This window comes from Streptomyces sp. NPDC056224 (assembly GCF_042267665.1).
In the GTDB taxonomy this organism is placed as follows: domain Bacteria; phylum Actinomycetota; class Actinomycetes; order Streptomycetales; family Streptomycetaceae; genus Streptomyces.
The window spans coordinates 1-17817 of sequence record NZ_JBHJTK010000060.1 but is presented as its reverse complement, the minus strand read 5'-3'; the positions used below and the strand labels follow the sequence as shown (position 1 = coordinate 17817).

Below are 17817 nucleotides of genomic sequence, written 5' to 3'. Positions count from 1 at the left end.
CCTCACGACGACCGCCCTCACGCTTAGGGAGCAGACATGCCTGGACCGTCCAGGGGCAGTTCGGCGCGGCCGCCCGTAGCCATCACCGGCATGGGCGTGGTCACCCCCGGCGGGTGCACCCCGGACGAGCTGTGGACCACGTTGCGCGCCGGCCGGTCCACCGCCGCCGAGCTCACCCACTTCGACCTCAGCCGCCACCGGGTGCGGATCGGCTGCCGGGTCCGCGGCCTCGACGGCCTCGCCGGGCTCGTCCCGGCCAAGGAAGCCCGCCGGATGGACCCCTTCGCCCACTACGGCACCGCCGCGGCCCTCGCCGCCCACCGCGACGCGGGATCTCCCACCGCCGAAGCCGGCCGCACCGCCATCGTCGTCGGCAACGCCGTCGGCGGCCGTGCCACCAGCGACCTGGAGTCCGCCCACTTCACCGAAGGCGGACCGGCCAGGGTCAACCCGCTGATGCCGCTGATGACGATGCCCAACGCGGCCGCCGCCCACATCGCCATCCGGCTCGGCTGGACCGGCCCCGCCCTGACCGTCGCCAACACCTGCGCCAGCGGCGCCGACGCCATCGGCCACGCCCTGATGCTGCTCCAGACCGGCCGCGCCGACCTCGTCATCGCCGGCGGCGCCGAGCACACGCTCACCCCGGTCACCCTGGCCGGCTTCGGCAACCTGAGCGCCGTCTCCTTCCGCAACGACGACCCGGAGCACGCCTCGCGCCCCTTCGACAAGGACCGCGACGGCTTCGTGATGGGCGAGGGCGCCGGGTTCGTCGTACTGGAGCGGCTGGAGGACGCACAAGCGCGCGGGGCCAAGACCTACGGGCTGGTCGCCGGGTACGCCGCCACGGCCGACGCCCACCACCTCGCGATGCCGCTCCCCGACGGCGCGGGAGCCGCGGCCGCCATGGCCGGAGCCATCGCCGACGCCGGCCTCGACCCCTGCGACATCGTGCACGTCAACGCGCACGGCACCTCCACCCCCTACAACGACCGGTCCGAGGCCGCTGCCCTCACCAAGGTGTTCGGCAGCGCCCAGCCGCCCGTCACCGCGCCCAAGTCGGTCATCGGCCACCTCATCGGCGCCGCCGGGGCCGTGGAACTCATCGCCACCGTGCAGGCCATGCGCCGCTGCGAGGTACCGCCCACCGCCAACCACGTACAGCTGGAGCCAGGAATGGACATCGACGTCGTCCACGACGTACCCCGTGCCGTACGCCCGGGACCCGCGATCACGAACTCCTTCGGGTTCGGCGGCCACAACTCCTCCGTGGTGGTGACGCCGGTATGACGCTCCTGTCGCTCCCCTCCCCGGTCCGCACGCTCACCGTCACCGAGCCGGAGATCACCGACTACCGCGACGCCGCCCGGCGCGGGCTGCCGACGGCCCGGCCCGGCCAGGCCTCGCCCGTCCACACCTTCGTCCTCGCCCACACGGTGGCCGAGCAGACCGTCGCCGCGCTGACCGGGGCCGAGCCCGGCCCGGTCTCCGTGGTCCACCTCGGCCAGGACATCCGCACCGTGCGGCCGGTCCGGCCGGGTGAGCGGGTGACCGTACGCCTGGACGTGCTCGGCATCCGCAAGGAGCCGCGCGGCGCCCGGATCGCGCTGCGGGTCCGGCTGGTCGGGGAGGACGGCCCCGAACCGTTCGCGGAACTGGTCATCTCCGCCCTGCTCGTCGGCGCGACCCTGCTGGAGCCGTTCGGCGACATCTCCGGCGGCCGGGCGGCCCCGGCCCCGCGGGGGGCGGGCGAACCGCAGACCGCGGTGCACGGCCTGACCACCGACTGGATCAGCACCTACGCACACGCCTCCGGCGACCTCAACCCCATCCACCTCGACGCGGAGGCCGCCCGCGGGGCCGGCTTCGACACCGTCATCGCGCACGGCATGAGCGTCGTCGCCCTCGCGGTGGAGGAGGCCGTGGACCGCTTCGCGGACGGGGACTCCGCCCGGGTGCGCGGCCTCGGCTGCCGCTTCTCGGCCCCCGTACCCCCCGGCGTCCCGCTGGAGATCACCCTCCAGCCCGACGTCGAGGCCCGCGTCGTCCGCTTCACCTGCAAGACGCCGCGGGGCGCGGCCGTCAAGAGCGGCTGGATCGAATTCGCCCAGCCGGATTCCACGGAAGGAGACGACCAGCCATGACGACCACGACGACCCCGGCCGTCGAACTCGGCCTCCTCGGGGGATTCCTGACCCAGGTCCGCGACCGCCCCCACGCGACCGCCCTCCTCTTCAACGGCGAGGAGACCACCTACCGCGAGCTGTACGAGCAGGCCAGCCGGGAACGCGACCGCCTCGCGCGCCTGGAGCTCGCCCCCGGCGTTCCGGTCGGCGTCCTCGCCGACAAGTCCCCCGCCACCGTGGCCCTCGTACTGGCCTGCCTGCTGGCCCGGCGGCCGCTGCTGCTCCCGTCCCCCGCCCTCGCCGACACCCTCCTCGCCGATCTCTTCGCCCAGGCCGGCTGCGCCCACGTCCTCGCCCCCGGGGGCGAACCCGCCCGGGTCGCACCCAACCCCGACGTCGCCGCCCAGCCGCTGCCGGCCCACGAGGCCGCCGAGGTGGCCTTCATGCTCACCACCTCCGGCTCCACCAGCCTGCCGAAGATCGTCCCGCTGGGCCTGGACGCCGTGGACCGCTTCACCCGGTGGGCGGGCAACGCCTTCGGCATCGGACCCGACCGCACCGTCCTCAACTACGCCCCCCTCAACTTCGACCTGTGCCTCCTCGACGTCTGGACCACCCTGGCCCGCGGTGGACGCGTGGTCCTCGTCGACCCGGCACTGGCCGCCCACGGCCGCCACCTGCGCGACCTGGTCCTGCGCCATGACGTCGACGTCGTCCAGGCGGTCCCGATGGCCTTCGGCCTCCTCCAGGACGCGGCGGCCAAGACCGGCGACACCTTCCCCGGCGTCGAGCACGTCATGTTCACCGGCGACGCCATACCGGACCGCACCTTCGCCGCCCTGCCCGCCCTCTTCCCCAAGGCCCGCATCCACAACATCTACGGCTGCACCGAGACCAACGACAGCTTCGTCCACGAGGTCGACACATCGGCGACCTCCTTCCCGCCCGTCCCCATCGGACGCCCCCTGCCGGGAGTCCTGGCCCTCGTCCTCGACCCCGACACGAACACCCCCGTCGAAGGGCCCGGCAGCGGCGAGCTCTTCGTCTCCACGCCCTTCCAGACCCGCGGCTACCTCGACCGCACCCGGCACGCCGACAAGTTCACCGCCCATCCCCTCGGCCTCGACGACCGCCGCTGGTTCCGCACCGGCGACCTCGTGAGGCGCGACGCCGCCGGCACCCTGCACCTGACCGGACGGACCGACTTCCAGGTCAAGGTGCGCGGAGTCGCCGTCAACACCGCCGAGATCGAACGGGTCCTGCAGGAACACCCGGGCGTCCTGGAGGCGGGCGTCGCCGCCCTCCCCGACCCGATCGCCGGCAAGAAGCTCATCGCCGGTGTCCAGCGCGCCCCCGGCTCCACCCTGACCGGCCTGCAACTGCGCACGCACTGCGCCCGGCACCTGCCCAGGGCCGCCGTCCCCCACCAGCTCACCCTCACCGACGCGCCGCTGCCCAAGACGGCCACCGGAAAGGTCGACCGCAAGGCGCTCGACCGCCTCGACCAGCTGAGTTCCACCACCACGAGCACACCCGTTACGTCCGCCACACCTCTCGCAGAAGGAATTCCGTCATGAGCAACGTCGACACCATCAAGAACTTCGTCATCACCGAGTTCCTCCCGGGCACCGCGGCCGGCGAGCTCGCGGTCGACCACGACCTGCTCAACGACGGGGTCATCGACAGCCTGGGCGTCCTCAAGCTCATCGCCTGGGTCGAGGACCGCTTCGAGCTCGCCATCGGCGACGCCGACCTGGACCCCGACAACTTCCGCAGCGTCGAGGCGATCGACACCTTCATCGCCGAGGCCCGCCGCACCACGGCCGCGTAGAACCACTCACCCACCACCCCGACGGAGACGAGACGGAGACCGACCGTGCATGACGCACTGACCGGCCTGCTGGAGCGCCGCGCCCCGGTCGGCCGCGAGACCTGGCGGTCATGGTGGGACCAGCTCGGCGACGGCCGGCTCGACAGGGCTCAGGTCCTCGCCCTGCTGGCCTCCCTGACCAGCCGGCTCCCCGACCACCAGACCCTGCGCCACCTGCTGGACTCGCTCGCGGAGCGCCGGCCGGCGGCGACGGCGACCAGCTCCTGGGAAGGCACCGTGAACGTCGTCGGCACCGGCGGCGGGCCCAAGACCTTCAACATCTCCACCGCCTCAGCCTTCGTCGCCGCGGCGGCCGGGGTCAAGGTCGTCAAGACCGGATCCCGGGCCTACACCAGCTCCCTCGGCTCCGTCGATCTGCTGGAACGGCTCGGCGTCCGGCTCACCTCCTCCTACGCCCAGACCGAGGACACCCTCGCCGCGTACGGGATCGCGTTCGCCGGGCCGTTCGTCTACCCGGCGCAGCTGACCCGGCTGGCGCGGACCGTGGCTCCGCTGAGCATGAAGCCCTTCGGCCGCTTCCTGAACTCCCTGGGCCCCTTCCTCGCCGACCTGCCGGTGGCCGCCCAGGTCACCGGGGTCTCGGCGGCCGCTCCCGTCGACACCCTGCGGCAGCTCGCCGCGACCACCGCCACCCGAAGGATCTGGCTGACCTCGAACGGCACCGGCGCGGACGAGCTGCTGCCCTTCGCGACCAACACCATCCACACGGACTCCCTGACCCGGATCATCCGGCCGGGCGAACTCACCCCGGGCGACGGCTCCTTCGGTGACCTGCGGCCGGCCGCCGATCCCGCCGGAGCGGTCGGCCACTTCCTCTCCGTCCTCTCCGGTACGGCCGGCAGGGTCGCCACCCGCACGGTCTGCCTGGGTGCGGCCGCCCTGGCGGTGGCCGCCGGTACCCGCCGGGACTGGCCTTCCGCGGTCTCGCTCGCCGAGGAGGCCGTCCGCTCCGGTGCGGCCCACGACCTGGCCCGGCGCCTGGCGGCGGCCGGCCGGGCCCCCCGCACACCGGCGGTGGCCCATGCCTAGCCCGGCGGAGGCGGGGACCCCCGTGGCCCCGGCCCCCGTACCGGCCGGCCCGGCACCGTTCTTCGCCCACCGCACCCCCGGCGGCCCGCCCGGGCTGGCGCTGTTCCTCAACGCCGGGGACCCGCCCCTGCCGGTCCTGCGGGACCTCGTCCTGATGCTCGACGAGGAGGGCGTGGACTGCCTGGAACTGGCGGTCCCGTTCCCCGACTCGGTCACCGACGGCGCGGTCGTCCGGCGCTCGGCGCGCCGCGCGCTGGACCGGGGCGGGGCCGGGCTGGACGACGTACTCGCGTTCATCGCGGACGTACGGCCGCACCTGACCCGTACCCGGATCGCCCTGCTCGTCGACTGGAGGTACTCCCTGGGGCACCGGGACCTGACCGCGGCCACCCACGAGATCGCGGCATCCGGGGCGGACGGACTGCTCGTCCACGCGCTTCCCCCACGGCTGCGCCAGACGCACCTGGAGTCGGCCGCGGCCGCCGGACTCCCGGTCGTCACCACCTGCTACGCCAAGAGCCCGCCCGAGACCCGGGGCCAGGCCGCCGCCCACGCCTCCGCCTACCTCTACCTCGTCGCCCACTACGGACGCAGCGGGACCGCGCCCGCCGCCGGCCATGCCGCGCTGGCGCAGACGGTCACCGGACTCCGGGCGCACACGACGTCCCCGATCGCCGTCGGCTTCGGGGTCAGCACACGGCAGGACGTGGAGGCCGTCGGGGCCGCCGGCGCCGACGCCGCCATCATCGGCTCCGCGGCGGTGGCCGCCGTGGAGCGGGCGCAGGAGGCCGGCCTCGACGTGACCGAAGCCTTCCGCGAGTTCGTCCGGTCGGTCCTGCCGCAGGCACGGCCGTAGTTCCCCCGCACCACCTGGCAGAAGAGAGCTCAACCCCTCATCCGGAACATCCGTGCACCACCCTCACACCGGGAGACCACCATGATCGTTCGCGACATCGAGTCCGTGAAGACCGTCGAGTGGGGCAACGGCCTCAGCCGCCGCTTCCTCCTCGCCGAGGACGGCCTCGGCTACTCGCTCACCGACACCATCGTGCTGGCCGGCACCAAGTCCCGCCTGGAGTACGTCAACCACCTGGAGGCCTGCTACTGCATCGAGGGCTCCGGCGAGGTCATCGAGCTCGACGGCACCTCGCACGAGATCGTCCCGGGCCGGATGTACGCCCTCGACCAGCACGACGCCCACTTCCTCGTCGCCAGCCCGCACGAGGACCTGCGCCTGGTCTGCGTCTTCTCCCCGGCCCTGCGCGGCGACGAGGTCCACAGCCTCGACGCGCACAGCTCCTCCGCCTACTGAGGCGCGCGTACCGGGGCGCCGCTCCTGCGGCACCACCCATCCGAAGCAGCAACCGAATCAAAGGGGTCCGTCGTGATCCGTTGGAACGCCGACCAGGCAGATCTGCGCGAAGGCCTGGAGAGGTGGGGAGACGCACTCAGCGCAGACCACATCGAACTCGACGAGCAGTCCGCCTTCTCGGAGGACAAGTGGAAGCTCGTGCAGAAGACCGGGATCCTCGGACTGCCCTTCGACGAGGACTACGGAGGCCTCGGGCAGTCCCTCCTCACCACCATGTACGTGCTGGAAGGCCTCGGCGAGTACAACCGCGACTCCGGCCTCAGCTTCTCGGTCACCACCTCCATCTGCTCCACCGGAATCCCGCTGCAGCAGTTCGGCACCGTGGAGCAGAAGGAGCGCTACCTGCCCCAGATCTGCTCGGGCGAGGCGATCGGCGCCCACGCCATCACCGAGGCCGAGGGCGGCTCGGACGCCATGGCGATGACCACCAGGGCCGTCCGCGACGGGGACGGCTTCGTCATCAACGGCAGCAAGGTCTTCGTCAGCAACGGACCCGTGGCGGACGTGATCGTGGTCTACGCCCGCACCCATCCGGACGGCGGCCCGCTCGGGACGACGGCGTTCCTGGTGGACCGCAACACCCCCGGACTGACCGCCGGCAAGCCCATCAAGAAGATGGGTCTGCGCACCTCGCCGCTGAGCGAGCTGTTCTTCGACGACGTACGAGTGCCCGTGAGCGCGGTGCTCGGCCGGGTCGGAGGCGGGTTCATGGTCCTGGACCACGTGATGAAGAGGGAGATCCTCTTCTCCTTCATCGTCAACGTGGGCGAGATGCAGCACCGGCTGGAGCGGTGTGTCGACTACGCGAAGACGCGCAAGTCGTTCGGAAAGGCGATCGGTTCGTACCAGACGATCGCCAACAAGATCGTCGACACGAAGATCCAGCTGGAGACCGCCCGCAAGTGGCTCTACGACACCGGCGAGAAGCTGGAGGCAGGCGAGGACGTCACCGTCGACCTGGCCATCTCCAAGCTCGTCACGAGCGAGAGCAACCTCGCCACCAGCATCACCGCCGTGCAGATCTTCGGCGGCCACGGCTACATGTCGGAGTTCGGCCTGGAGCAGGAGGTGCGCAACGCCGTCGGCGGCACCATCTACTCGGGCACGAACGAGATCCAGTACAACCGCATCGCCTCGATGCTGGGACTGGGCAAGTGAGCACCACCCGCCCGATGTCCCGGACACTGCTGAAGGTCTGCGGGGCCACGGCCCCTCAGGACATCGAGGCGGCGGCGGCCGCCGGGGCGGACTGCGTCGGGCTCTGGCACGGCGTACCCGGCGGCCCGTCCGAGCTGGACCCGGACGGGCTCGCCGCCCTCGCGGCGGCGGCCCGTTCGGCCGGCCTCCTGCCGGTCTTGGTGACCTTCCTCTCCGACGCCGGTGAGCTGGCCGCGATCGTGCGGCACACCGGCGTCGGCTGGGTCCAGCTCCACGCCTACCAGCCGCCGGCGGTCGTGCGCGCACTGCGCGAGGCACTTCCCGCGGAGGTCGGCATCGTCAAGGTGCTGCACGTCGCCGAGGACGGGAGCTGTGTCGAACGCCCGCTGATCGGCGCGTACGGCCGGGCCGGCACCGACCTCTTCCTCCTCGACACGGCCACCGGCGACGGCCGGATCGGCAGCACCGGCCGCACCCTCGACCCGGCCCGCGTCACGGCCCTGCTGCCCCGTCTGACCCGGCCCTTCCTGCTGGCCGGCGGCCTGACCCCGGCCAACCGCCCGGCGTACGAGGACGTCGTGCGCCACCACGGGTTCCGCGGCGTCGACGTGGACACGGCGGCGCGCGACCGGAGCACCGGCGGCTTCGGCGTCCCCGAGATCGCGGCTCTGGCCCGCGCCTGGCGCACGGGCGCCCGTACCCCCGACCACCCCGAGCTGGAGCTGTCGCGATGACGAAGCAGAACCGGACCGACTTCCCTTTTCTCGAGGCCCTCCTGGCCTCCCCGACCCCCGTGGTGATGGAGGTGAAACGGCGCGACGCCCACGGCTACGACATGCTGGGCGGCCGGACCCCGGCCGCGATCGTGGGGGCGTACGAGACGGCGGGCGCCCCCTGCATCTCGGTGGTGACGGGCCGCTGGTTCGGCGGCTCGCCCGCGCTGCTGCGGGACGTGGCGGCGCTGACCGGCCTCCCGCTCCTGCAGAAGGACTTCATCACCAGGAAGGACCAGATCCGCACGGCGAAGGAACTCGGCGCGTCGGCCGTCCTGCTGACGGCGGCACTGCTCCCCGAGTCGAGCATGCGCACGCTGGTGACGGAGTGCCTGCTGGCCGGCCTCACCCCCTTCGTCGAGGTCACCAAGGAGTCCGAGCTCGAATCGGTCCACCACGCCTCGGAGTGTGTGATCGCGGTCAACAACAAGGACATCAAGACGCGTGAGCGCGGCGCGGGCGACCTGGGCCGATCCCTGGACCTGCTCCCGGCGGTCCGGTCGACCGGCACCGCGTGCCCGGTGAGCGCGAGCGGCATCGACGGCCCGGCGACCGCCGCCGGACTCCTGGACGCCGGCTTCGGCGGCCTGCTGGTGGGCACCTCGCTGCTGCGCACCGGCTCTCCGGAGGCGTGGGTGGACGCGATGGCCGGTGCGCGCGAGGGGCTGGCGGTCCGATGACGGCCCTGCCGGACGGCGTACGCCCGTACACGCTGAACGCGGCGGGCATCCCGCTGTCCGCGCTCCTGGCGCTGCCGGAGGACGGAGCGGCCCGCTCCACGATCCTGGCGATCCACGGCCGGGGCATGCGGGCGGCGTACTGGAAGTCCTTCATCCCCCTCGCGACCGGCCTGGGCCACGCGGTCCTGGCGGTCGACCGCCCGGGGTACGGCGACTCGGCGGACGTGCTTCCCGAGGGCCAGAGCCTGGCCGGCCAGGCGGAAACCCTCCACGCCGCTCTGAAGGAGCATGCCGCCGAGCACGCCGTCGGCGCGGGGGTCTTCCTCCTGGGGCACTCGGACGGCGGCAAGGTGGCCCTCCACACGGCGGCCACGGACGGCGGCGTACCCCTGCTGGGCCTGGACGCCTCGGGCGTCGGCTACCGGTACAACCCCGAGGCCCTGCACTTCCCGTCCACCCTCGGCGGCGGCGCCACCAAGCTCAACTGGGGCCCCCTGGGCCTCTACCCGCGCGGCACCTTCCAGGCCAGCCGCGCCCTGCTCTCCGCGACCCCGCCCCGCGAATCGGCGGAGACCGTGCGGTGGCCCGGCCAGTACGAGGAACTGGCCCCCCGCGTCCGCGTCCCCGTCCGCCTCACCTTCGCGGAACACGAGGCCTGGTGGCACCTGGACGACCCCACCCTGACGTCGATGACCTCCCGCCTGACCTCGTCCCCGCAGGTGACCGTGGAACACCTGCCCGCCGCGGGTCACAACATCAGCCTCGGCCACGCGGCCACCGCCTACCACCTGCGCGTCCTGACGTTCCTGGAGGACTGCCTGCGGACGGCCGGAGCCGAGGCGGCGGCCCGCAGGCCCGGGTGGGTGTGACGCGGGGTCTTCGCCCCGGCACGCGCCCGCACGGCAGACGGCGGGTGCGGGAGGTGTACCTCCCGCACCCGCCGTGCCGCGCCGTTCCCCAGGTCAGGTCGCCACCACCCGGCTGACCAGCTGGTCGCGGATACGGGCCGGGACGGCCGGGGCGAAGCGCTGGAGGTAGTGGTCCAGGTGGGAGTCGTCGTTCAGCAGGAACGGCAGGTCGAAGACGAGCAGCTTGCGGACCGCCAGCAGCGGAAGCGGGGCGCGCAGCGGCCGGAACGCCTCGTTGTAGAGGCCCGGCTCGTCGCACACCGGGTGGAACTGCCCGATCATCAGGCCCTCCGCCACGAACTCGTCCTTCGCCTTGCGCTGGAGTTCGTCCAGTTCCACCGAGTCCGTCGGGTCGAAGGCGGGCAGGACCAGCAGGATGGTGAGGAGTTCGCGGTCCTCCGGCGACAGGGGTTGCGACAGGACCGCGTGGCGGGTGCGCAGCGAATCGACCGCCGAGGCCAGGTCCTCGCAGCCGGCGGACGGCAGGGCCAGGTGGAACAGGTCCTTGCGGAGCGAGGGCTGCGTGTACGGGCACACCGGGCCGCTACGACCCAGCTCGGGGTGGCTGGAGACCAGGAAGTCCCGGCTCCACACGAGTACCCGGAGCAGCGGGCCGAGGTGCTCCGGCGGAACGTCGCCGCGGGCGATCTCGCCCGCCGTCCACGACCGGATCAGGTCGTCTCCCCTCATCGGGGATCCCGCCACATGGGCCGGAGCACGGGCCCGCCGTCCGGCAGGGCGATGTCCCCGCCCAGGCGGTCGAAGCCGGCCCGCCGGCTCGCCGCCTCACCGCCCGGCGAGCTGGCCTCCACGTAGGCACCGACACCCTCGGCGTCCGCGCGGGCCAGCAGTTCGCCGAGGAGCCCGGAGATCAGGCCGCTCTGCCGGCGGCCGGCCCGGACCGCGCCGAAGGAGACGTAGTAGTGCGGCGGGCCGTGTGGGTGGCGCTGCGCCTGGAGGCGGGCGATGGTGCGCAGCGCGTCCGCGTGCGCGCCCAGAACCCCGGCGAAGGCCGCGTCCAGGGCCGCCTCGTCCGGCTCGGCGCCCGGCGGCAGGAAGAGCAGTACCGCATCGCCGTCCGCAGTGGTGAGTACCCCGTCGTACGCGGCGGAGAGTTCGACGAACACCCGGAAGAACCCGGGCAGCAGCTCTGCTCGCAGCCGCTCGTCGGGGATCATCCAGCGGGTCAGCGCGTCCTGGTGGAAGGCGGAGGAGAGCAGGGCGGACAGCCGGGCGACGTCCGGTCGGCTCAGCTGGTTCGAGGAGGGTGAAACGGTCGGGGACAAGGCACGGACCTCCGGTCAGCGGAAGAAGTGAAAGGCGGGAAGGAGGAAATCGAGGGCGGTCAGGCCGACGCGCGGCCGCGTGCGGCGAGCTCCGCCACGCGCGCGTGCAGGGCCGGCAGGTAGTGCTCGGACTCGGGCTTGATCAGGACGCTGCGGATCACCCGGGCCGCCTCCGCGTCCCGCACCACGTGCGGGTGGCGCCCTGCGAACGCGTCGGCGTCCGCGCGCAGCACGCTCAGGAACACCGGGTCCGCCTCCGCGGTCATGCCGTCGCGCAGCAGCCGGTCCGACGCCGCGTCGATCGAGGACAGGGAGCCGTCGGCGGTCGCCGGGAAGTACGTCACGATGTCGAGATCCGGGCGCTGGTAGAGCTCCAGTTCACCCGACTCGGTCAGCAGGTCCGCCCACCGCAGCGCGGCCCGGCGGTTCGCGGCGAGGATCCGCCCGAAGCCGTCCGGGGTGAGCGGCAGCAGTTGCAGGGTCAGCCACAGCCCGGCGGCCGCCGCGCCCGCCCGCGAGCACTCCAGGCTGATCTCGCCCAGGTGCAGGTCCGAGTCGGTGAAGTAGGTGTACGGCGAGTCGTGCGCGAAGTGCCGGCCGGCGCGCGGATCGGGGAAGAGGACCGCCCCGCAGCCGTACGGCTGCAACCCCTGCTTGTGCGGGTCCACCACCACCGAGTCGCATTCGGCGACCGCCCGCCAGGGCTCCGCGTCGATACCGCCGACGCCCGCCCGCCCGAGGATCGCGTAGAAGCCGCCGTACGCCGCGTCGACGTGCACCCGCGCCCCGTACCGGCGCGCCAGCGGCAGCACCTCGTGCACGGGGTCGACCGCCCCCAGCCCGGTCGTGCCGGTGGTGACGACGACGGTGCCGATCCGCCCGCCGCGCAGCGCGGTCTCCAGTGCGCCGAGGTCGATGCGGCCGTGCGCGTCGGCCGGGATCCGGTGGCCCTCCACACCCAGGACGTGGCACATCCGCTCGTGGGTGTAGTGACACTCGCCGCTGTACGCGATCCCGCGGTCCGGGTGCAGCTGCCGGGCCACGTACAAGGCCTCCAGGTTGGCCATCGTGCCGCTGGTGGTGAGGTGCCCGACGTGCGCGGGGAGGCCGAACATGGCGGCCAGCTCGGCGACCGCCTCGCGTTCCATCTCGGTGGTCGCGGGCCCGCCCTCGGCGGCGTGGTTGTTGGGGTTGAAGAGCATGGCGGTGAGGTAGCCGGTGACGGCCGCCGGGTGCGGTGGCTTGACCATCTGCCCGGCGTAACGGGGGTGGAAGAACGGATAGTTGTGGTCCATCCGCTTGGCGAGGCGGTCGAAGGCCTCGGTGAACGCGTCGGGGTGGACGCGGTGCGCGTCGTGGGTCTCGTACGGGCCGAACTGCCCGCCCCACCGCTCCGCCACCCCGAGCGCGCGCGGCAGCCAGTCGCGTAAGTCGTGCAGGTCGTGCAGGTCCACGGGAGCCTCCCCCAGCGGCCGCCCCGAGCGGCGGCACGAGTCGCGCGTACGCGGTCGTACGTACGCACGACGAGGGTTGCCCAGCGCCCGCAAGGGCGGCGCAACGCCGAACGCCCTCACACCATCCGGGCTCGAGTGAGGCGCAGGCCGGATCTGGTGCACTCGCGGCGCGACACCCGTGCGAGGCCACGCTCGCCGGCCGCCCGCAGCGCGCCGGACCTGCGCTCGGGGGTCCGCGCAACCCCACCTTCCCAGGAGGAAAACCCATGGTCACCAGACGCAGCGTGCTCGGCGGCGCCGTCGCCGCGACCGGCGCGGGACTGCTCACCGCAGGCGGGCTGACACCGCTGCTCAGCGCCCGGCCCGCCCAGGCCACCGCCGCCACCGCCGCCGGTGCGGCGGCAGTCACCGTCCCGCCGCCCTTCACCGTGCGGATGCCGACGCTGCCGGTGCTGTCACCGATATCCGTGGTGGGAGGCCAGGACACCTACGCCGTCACCATCAAGGAGGTGGCGCGGGAGATCATCCCGGGGGTGCAGACGAAGGTCCTCACCTACGACGGCCATTTCCCGGGACCGGTACTGAGGGCGCGCAGCGGGCGGAAGGTCGTGATCCGGCACCGCAACAGCCTGTCCATGCCGGTCTCGGTCCACCTGCACGGCGGCAGCGTCTCACCGGAGAACGACGGCGGCCCGATGGACACCTTCGCGCCGGGCACCTCGCGCACGTACACCTACCCCAACCATCAGCCGGGCGCCGCGCTCTGGTTCCACGACCACGCGCACCACATGGAGTCGGAACACGTCTTCCGCGGCCTGTCCGCCACGTACCTGCTCTCGGACGACGACGAGCGGTCGCTGCCGTTGCCGGGCGGCCAGTACGAAGTGCCGATCGCACTGCGCGACGCCCGCTTCGACGAGGCCGGACAGCTGGTCTACGTCATGGACGACGTCTTCGGCCGGACCACCGTCCTCGCCAACGGCCGCCCGAGCCCGTACTTCGAGGTGGCCGCCCGGAAGTACCGCTTCCGGCTGCTCAACTCCTCCAACATGCGCTTCTTCCAGCTGCGGCTGTCGGACGGCGGCCAGATGATCCAGATCGGCTCGGACGGCGGGCTGCTGGAACGCCCCTTCACGACGGACACCGTCGGGCTGTCCCCGGCGGAGCGGGCCGACGTGGTCATCGACTTCTCCCGCTACCCGGTCGGAACGAAGATCGTCCTGGAGAACACCCTGGGCCCGGGGACACCGGATCAGGTGGGCAAGGTGCTGCGCTTCGACGTCGTACGGACGGCCGCCGACCCGAGCCGGGTACCGGACGTGCTGCGCACGCTGCCGGCGCTGCGGACGGCGACGGTTCAGCGGAACATCGTCCTCAGCATGGACGAGGACGGGCGCCAGGAGCCGCGGGGGCTCATGGACGGCCAGGTGTGGGACCACCAGCGCATCGACCAGACCATCGCGCACGGCAGCTCGGAGATCTGGACCGTCACCAACGCGAACAAGATCATTCCGCACAACTTCCACATGCACCTGGTCCAGTTCCGGCTCCTGGAGCGGGGCGGCGCCCCGGTGGGGCCGGCCGAAGCCGGGCTGAAGGACACGGTGCGCCTGTTCCCCGGCGAGACGGTGAAGTTGCACGCCACCTTCGACACGTACAAGGGGACGTACGTCTACCACTGCCACCTGCTGGACCACTCGGCGATGGGGATGATGGCGAACTTCCGCATCCGCTAGGGGTGCGGGGGGTCGAGCCGGGGTGGGGAGGGCTCCCGTCTTCGCTCGACGCGCTCTCAAGGACGGACCGAGGACCGGGCGGAAGAATCCTCGGCAACAGACCATGTTCGGCCGTGTCCCCCACGAGTCCCGCATGAGTCCTTCCCCGGCACCTCGCCGTGCCGGCCGCCACCTCCCGACCCTGGCCCGACCTGACGACCCGTCCCCCAACCATCAGGAGTGACATGTCCCGCCGTCTGTTCACCTCGGAGTCCGTGACCGAAGGTCATCCCGACAAGATCGCCGATCAGATCAGCGACACGATCCTCGACGCGCTGCTGCGTGAGGACCCGGCGTCCCGCGTGGCCGTGGAGACGCTGATCACGACCGGCCTGGTCCACATAGCCGGTGAGGTCACCACGCAGGCGTACGCCCCGATCGCCGCCCTGGTGCGGGAGAAGATCCTGGAGATCGGCTACGACTCCTCGGCCAAGGGCTTCGACGGCGCCTCCTGTGGTGTGTCGGTGTCCATCGGTGCGCAGTCCCCGGACATCGCGCAGGGTGTCGACACGGCGTACGAGAAGCGGGTCGAGGGTGGCGCCGCGGGTGAGGAGGGCGACGAGCTCGGCAAGCAGGGCGCGGGCGACCAGGGCCTGATGTTCGGCTACGCCTGCGACGAGACCCCCGAGCTCATGCCGCTGCCGATCCACCTCGCGCACCGGCTCTCTCGCCGTCTGTCGGAGGTCCGCAAGAACGGGACCATCCCGTACCTGCGTCCCGACGGCAAGACCCAGGTCACCATCGAGTACGACGGTGAGCAGGCCGTCCGCCTGGACACGGTGGTCATCTCCTCGCAGCACGCCTCCGACATCGACCTGGAGGGGCTGCTGACCCCGGACATCCGGGAGATCGTGGTCGAGCACACGCTCCGTCAGCTGGCCGAGGACGGCATCAAGCTGGAGACCGAGGGCTACCGGCTGCTGGTGAACCCGACCGGCCGTTTCGAGATCGGCGGCCCGATGGGTGACGCCGGGCTGACCGGCCGCAAGATCATCATCGACACGTACGGCGGCATGGCCCGTCACGGCGGCGGGGCGTTCTCGGGCAAGGACCCGTCCAAGGTCGACCGCTCGGCCGCGTACGCGATGCGCTGGGTCGCCAAGAACGTCGTGGCCGCCGGGCTCGCCTCGCGCTGCGAGGTCCAGGTCGCCTACGCGATCGGCAAGGCCGAGCCCGTCGGCCTGTTCGTCGAGACCTTCGGCACCCACACGGTGCCCACCGACCGCATCGAGAAGGCCATCAGCGAGGTCTTCGACCTGCGCCCGGCAGCGATCATCCGCGACCTCGACCTGCTGCGCCCGATCTACGCCCAGACCGCCGCCTACGGCCACTTCGGCCGCGAGCTCCCCGACTTCACCTGGGAGCGCACCGACCGCGCCGACCGGCTGAAGGCCGTCGCCGCCGCCTGAGCGGCCGGCCCGCACGGCCCGCTGCGGCACGCACCACCCGCCCCGCCCGCCGCCCCGCCCCGCCGACATCAGACCAGCTCACAGGAGTCCACGTGCGTATCGCGGTGACCGGATCCATTGCCACGGATCACCTCATGGCCTTTCCGGGCCGGTTCGTCGACCAGCTGCTCCCCGACCAGCTGGAACATGTCTCGCTGTCCTTCCTCGTCGACACCCTCCAGGTGCGGCGGGGCGGAGTGGCGGCCAACATCGCCTACGGTCTCGGAGGCCTCCGCCTCGACCCCCTCCTCGCGGGTGCCGTGGGTCCCGACTTCGCCGAGTACGAGGTCTGGCTGAAGGAACACGGCGTCGACACCGGCCCGGTGTACGTCTCCGCCGAGCACCAGACCGCCCGCTTCATGTGCATCACCGACCAGGACTCCAACCAGATCGCCTCCTTCTACGCGGGCGCGATGGCCGAATCCGGCCGCATCGACCTGCGCACCGTTCATGCCCGCACCCCCCTCGACCTGATCCTCGTTTCGCCCAACGATCCGGCCGCGATGGTCCGCCACACCGAGCAGGCCCGGGAACTGGGCATCCCCTTCGCCGCCGATCCCTCGCAGCAGCTCGCCCGCCTCTCGGGCGCCCAGGTACGCAGCCTCGTCACCGGAGCCCGCTGGCTCTTCACCAACGAGTACGAGTCCGCGCTGCTGCGGGAGCGTGCCGAGTGGAGCCACGCGGACGTCCTCGACCGCGTCGGCACCTGGGTCACCACGCTGGGCGGGCAGGGCGTCCGTATCGAGAGCAAGGGCAAGGCGCCCGTCACCGTCGCCGCCGTCCCCGACGTCCACGCCGAGGACCCGACCGGCGTCGGCGACGCCTTCCGCTCCGGCTTCCTGGCCGCCGTCAGCTGGGGACTGCCACTGGAAACCGCCGCCCAGCTCGGCTGCGCAATATCCGCGCTGGTCCTGGCGACCGTGGGCTCGCAGGCTTACGAGATCCAGCCCGAGCTGCTCCTCGCCACCGTGTCCGCGGTGTACGGCGACCAGGCGGCCGGGCTGCTGGAACCGAGACTGGGGCGGCTGACATGACGACGAACGCGCAGGAACGGGCGAACGCCCTGAGAGAAGCCCTCGCCACCCGTGTGGTGGTGGCTGATGGGGCCATGGGGACGATGCTGCAGGCGCAGGATCCGTCGATGGAGGACTTTCAGCAACTGGAGGGCTGTAACGAGGTTCTGAATGTGACGCGTCCGGACATTGTGCGGACGGTGCACGAGGCGTATTTCGCGGTGGGTGTGGACTGCGTCGAGACGAATACGTTCGGGGCGAATTTCGCGGCGCTGGCCGAGTACGACATCGCGGAGCGCAATTTCGAGCTGTCGGAGTCGGGTGCGCGGATCGCGCGTGAGGTCGCGGACGAGTTCACGGTCTCCACCGGGCAGCAGCGGTGGGTCCTCGGCTCGATGGGCCCGGGCACCAAGCTGCCGACGCTGGGTCACATCACGTACGCGAAGATCCGTGATGCTTACCAGATCAACGCCGAGGGCCTGCTCTCCGGCGGCGCCGACGCGCTGCTCGTCGAGACCACCCAGGACCTCCTGCAGACGAAGTCGTCCATCATCGGGGCCCGCCGCGCCATGGAGGCGCTCGGTGTCACGGTTCCGCTGATCTGTTCGGTGACGGTGGAGACCACCGGGACGATGCTGCTGGGTTCGGAGATCGGTGCGGCGCTGACGGCGCTGGAGCCGCTGGGCATCGACATGATCGGCCTGAACTGCGCGACGGGTCCGGCGGAGATGAGCGAGCATCTGCGCTATCTGGCGCGCAATGCCCGCATCCCGCTGTCCTGCATGCCGAACGCCGGCCTGCCGGTGCTGACGAAGGACGGGGCGCATTATCCGCTGACCGCTCCCGAGCTCGCCGACGCGCAGGAGACGTTCGTGCGGGAGTACGGGCTGTCGCTGGTGGGCGG

General features: G+C 72.2%; 18 protein-coding genes. 15 read left to right on the top strand and 3 right to left on the bottom strand.

Annotation, left to right across the window (positions count from 1 at the left end; translation table 11 throughout):
* The first annotated feature begins 36 nt into the window (after positions 1 to 36).
* The 11 genes from ACFCZ1_RS35405 (at position 37) to ACFCZ1_RS35355 (ending at position 9898) form a co-directional block, all read left to right on the top strand.
* Entirely contained in the window at positions 37 to 1290 is a 1254-nt protein-coding gene (locus tag ACFCZ1_RS35405) for a beta-ketoacyl-[acyl-carrier-protein] synthase family protein (protein WP_376682399.1), read from the top strand.
* Positions 1287 to 2144: a MaoC/PaaZ C-terminal domain-containing protein gene (locus tag ACFCZ1_RS35400; protein ID WP_376682398.1), complete on the top strand. Its 858-nt coding sequence runs from the start codon at positions 1287 to 1289 to the stop codon at positions 2142 to 2144. The genes ACFCZ1_RS35405 and ACFCZ1_RS35400 overlap by 4 nt, the downstream gene beginning before the upstream one ends.
* Positions 2141 to 3703: an AMP-binding protein gene (locus ACFCZ1_RS35395; RefSeq protein WP_376682397.1), complete on the top strand. Its 1563-nt coding sequence runs from the start codon at positions 2141 to 2143 to the stop codon at positions 3701 to 3703. The genes ACFCZ1_RS35400 and ACFCZ1_RS35395 overlap by 4 nt, the downstream gene beginning before the upstream one ends.
* Positions 3700 to 3957, top strand: coding sequence for a phosphopantetheine-binding protein (locus tag ACFCZ1_RS35390; protein ID WP_376682396.1), 258 nt, complete (start codon positions 3700 to 3702; stop codon positions 3955 to 3957). Before ACFCZ1_RS35395 ends, ACFCZ1_RS35390 begins: the two co-directional genes overlap by 4 nt.
* 45 nt (positions 3958 to 4002) lie before the next feature.
* A complete protein-coding gene (locus ACFCZ1_RS35385) occupies positions 4003 to 5046 on the top strand; it encodes a hypothetical protein (protein ID WP_376682395.1) in 1044 nt (347 codons plus the stop codon).
* Entirely contained in the window at positions 5039 to 5902 is an 864-nt protein-coding gene (trpA, locus tag ACFCZ1_RS35380) for a tryptophan synthase subunit alpha (RefSeq protein ID WP_376682394.1), read from the top strand. Before ACFCZ1_RS35385 ends, trpA begins: the two co-directional genes overlap by 8 nt.
* 81 nt (positions 5903 to 5983) lie before the next feature.
* Positions 5984 to 6358 (top strand): ectoine synthase, encoded by a 375-nt coding sequence (locus ACFCZ1_RS35375; RefSeq protein WP_376682393.1) that lies wholly within the window; start codon positions 5984 to 5986, stop codon positions 6356 to 6358.
* Positions 6359 to 6430: 72 nt separating this feature from the next.
* Positions 6431 to 7576, top strand: a complete 1146-nt coding sequence (locus ACFCZ1_RS35370) for an acyl-CoA dehydrogenase family protein (RefSeq protein WP_376682392.1) — start codon at positions 6431 to 6433, stop codon at positions 7574 to 7576.
* Positions 7573 to 8310 carry an N-(5'-phosphoribosyl)anthranilate isomerase gene (locus ACFCZ1_RS35365; RefSeq protein ID WP_376682391.1) on the top strand — a complete coding sequence of 246 codons (738 nt, stop codon included), beginning with the start codon at positions 7573 to 7575 and terminating at the stop codon, positions 8308 to 8310. Before ACFCZ1_RS35370 ends, ACFCZ1_RS35365 begins: the two co-directional genes overlap by 4 nt.
* The gene (locus tag ACFCZ1_RS35360) at positions 8307 to 9029 is read left to right on the top strand and encodes an indole-3-glycerol-phosphate synthase (RefSeq protein WP_376682390.1); all 723 of its coding nucleotides are present in this window, start codon (positions 8307 to 8309) and stop codon (positions 9027 to 9029) included. The genes ACFCZ1_RS35365 and ACFCZ1_RS35360 overlap by 4 nt, the downstream gene beginning before the upstream one ends.
* Positions 9026 to 9898 carry an alpha/beta hydrolase gene (locus ACFCZ1_RS35355; protein ID WP_376682389.1) on the top strand — a complete coding sequence of 291 codons (873 nt, stop codon included), beginning with the start codon at positions 9026 to 9028 and terminating at the stop codon, positions 9896 to 9898. Before ACFCZ1_RS35360 ends, ACFCZ1_RS35355 begins: the two co-directional genes overlap by 4 nt.
* 93 nt (positions 9899 to 9991) lie before the next feature.
* On the opposite strand, the gene ACFCZ1_RS35350 is transcribed toward ACFCZ1_RS35355, so the two are convergent.
* From ACFCZ1_RS35350 to ACFCZ1_RS35340, 3 genes are read right to left on the bottom strand one after another with little or no spacing between them, the layout of a single operon-like run.
* On the bottom strand, positions 9992 to 10627 hold the full coding sequence (locus ACFCZ1_RS35350) for a DUF6875 domain-containing protein (RefSeq protein ID WP_376682388.1): 636 nt from the start codon (positions 10625 to 10627) through the stop codon (positions 9992 to 9994).
* Complete coding sequence (locus tag ACFCZ1_RS35345; protein WP_376682387.1) at positions 10624 to 11223, bottom strand: hypothetical protein; 600 nt, start codon at positions 11221 to 11223, stop codon at positions 10624 to 10626. The genes ACFCZ1_RS35350 and ACFCZ1_RS35345 overlap by 4 nt, the downstream gene beginning before the upstream one ends.
* A gap of 59 nt (positions 11224 to 11282) precedes the next feature.
* Entirely contained in the window at positions 11283 to 12677 is a 1395-nt protein-coding gene (locus ACFCZ1_RS35340) for a pyridoxal phosphate-dependent decarboxylase family protein (RefSeq protein ID WP_376682386.1), read from the bottom strand.
* Between the two features lie 266 nt (positions 12678 to 12943).
* Here ACFCZ1_RS35340 and ACFCZ1_RS35335 point away from each other — a divergent pair, with 266 nt between their 5' ends.
* The 4 genes from ACFCZ1_RS35335 to ACFCZ1_RS35320 form a co-directional block, all read left to right on the top strand.
* A complete protein-coding gene (locus ACFCZ1_RS35335) occupies positions 12944 to 14413 on the top strand; it encodes a multicopper oxidase family protein (protein WP_376682385.1) in 1470 nt (489 codons plus the stop codon).
* A gap of 224 nt (positions 14414 to 14637) precedes the next feature.
* The gene (gene metK / locus ACFCZ1_RS35330; protein ID WP_376682384.1) at positions 14638 to 15861 is read left to right on the top strand and encodes a methionine adenosyltransferase; all 1224 of its coding nucleotides are present in this window, start codon (positions 14638 to 14640) and stop codon (positions 15859 to 15861) included.
* 92 nt (positions 15862 to 15953) lie between these two features.
* A complete protein-coding gene (locus tag ACFCZ1_RS35325) occupies positions 15954 to 16934 on the top strand; it encodes a carbohydrate kinase family protein (RefSeq protein ID WP_376682383.1) in 981 nt (326 codons plus the stop codon).
* Positions 16931 to 17817, top strand: an 887-nt coding sequence (locus tag ACFCZ1_RS35320) for a homocysteine S-methyltransferase family protein (protein ID WP_376682382.1), incomplete at its 3' end; no start/stop codon positions are given. The genes ACFCZ1_RS35325 and ACFCZ1_RS35320, both read left to right, overlap by 4 nt.

Coding starts and splice junctions, on each gene's coding strand:
- ACFCZ1_RS35405 (WP_376682399.1), top strand. CDS start 37: ATGCCTGGACCGTCCAGGGGCAGTTCGGCGCGGCCGCCCGTAGCCATC.
- ACFCZ1_RS35400 (WP_376682398.1), top strand. CDS start 1,287: ATGACGCTCCTGTCGCTCCCCTCCCCGGTCCGCACGCTCACCGTCACC.
- ACFCZ1_RS35395 (WP_376682397.1), top strand. CDS start 2,141: ATGACGACCACGACGACCCCGGCCGTCGAACTCGGCCTCCTCGGGGGA.
- ACFCZ1_RS35390 (WP_376682396.1), top strand. CDS start 3,700: ATGAGCAACGTCGACACCATCAAGAACTTCGTCATCACCGAGTTCCTC.
- trpA (WP_376682394.1), top strand. CDS start 5,039: ATGCCTAGCCCGGCGGAGGCGGGGACCCCCGTGGCCCCGGCCCCCGTA.
- ACFCZ1_RS35375 (WP_376682393.1), top strand. CDS start 5,984: ATGATCGTTCGCGACATCGAGTCCGTGAAGACCGTCGAGTGGGGCAAC.
- ACFCZ1_RS35360 (WP_376682390.1), top strand. CDS start 8,307: ATGACGAAGCAGAACCGGACCGACTTCCCTTTTCTCGAGGCCCTCCTG.
- ACFCZ1_RS35355 (WP_376682389.1), top strand. CDS start 9,026: ATGACGGCCCTGCCGGACGGCGTACGCCCGTACACGCTGAACGCGGCG.
- ACFCZ1_RS35350 (WP_376682388.1), bottom strand. CDS start 10,627: ATGAGGGGAGACGACCTGATCCGGTCGTGGACGGCGGGCGAGATCGCC.
- ACFCZ1_RS35335 (WP_376682385.1), top strand. CDS start 12,944: ATGGTCACCAGACGCAGCGTGCTCGGCGGCGCCGTCGCCGCGACCGGC.
- metK (WP_376682384.1), top strand. CDS start 14,638: ATGTCCCGCCGTCTGTTCACCTCGGAGTCCGTGACCGAAGGTCATCCC.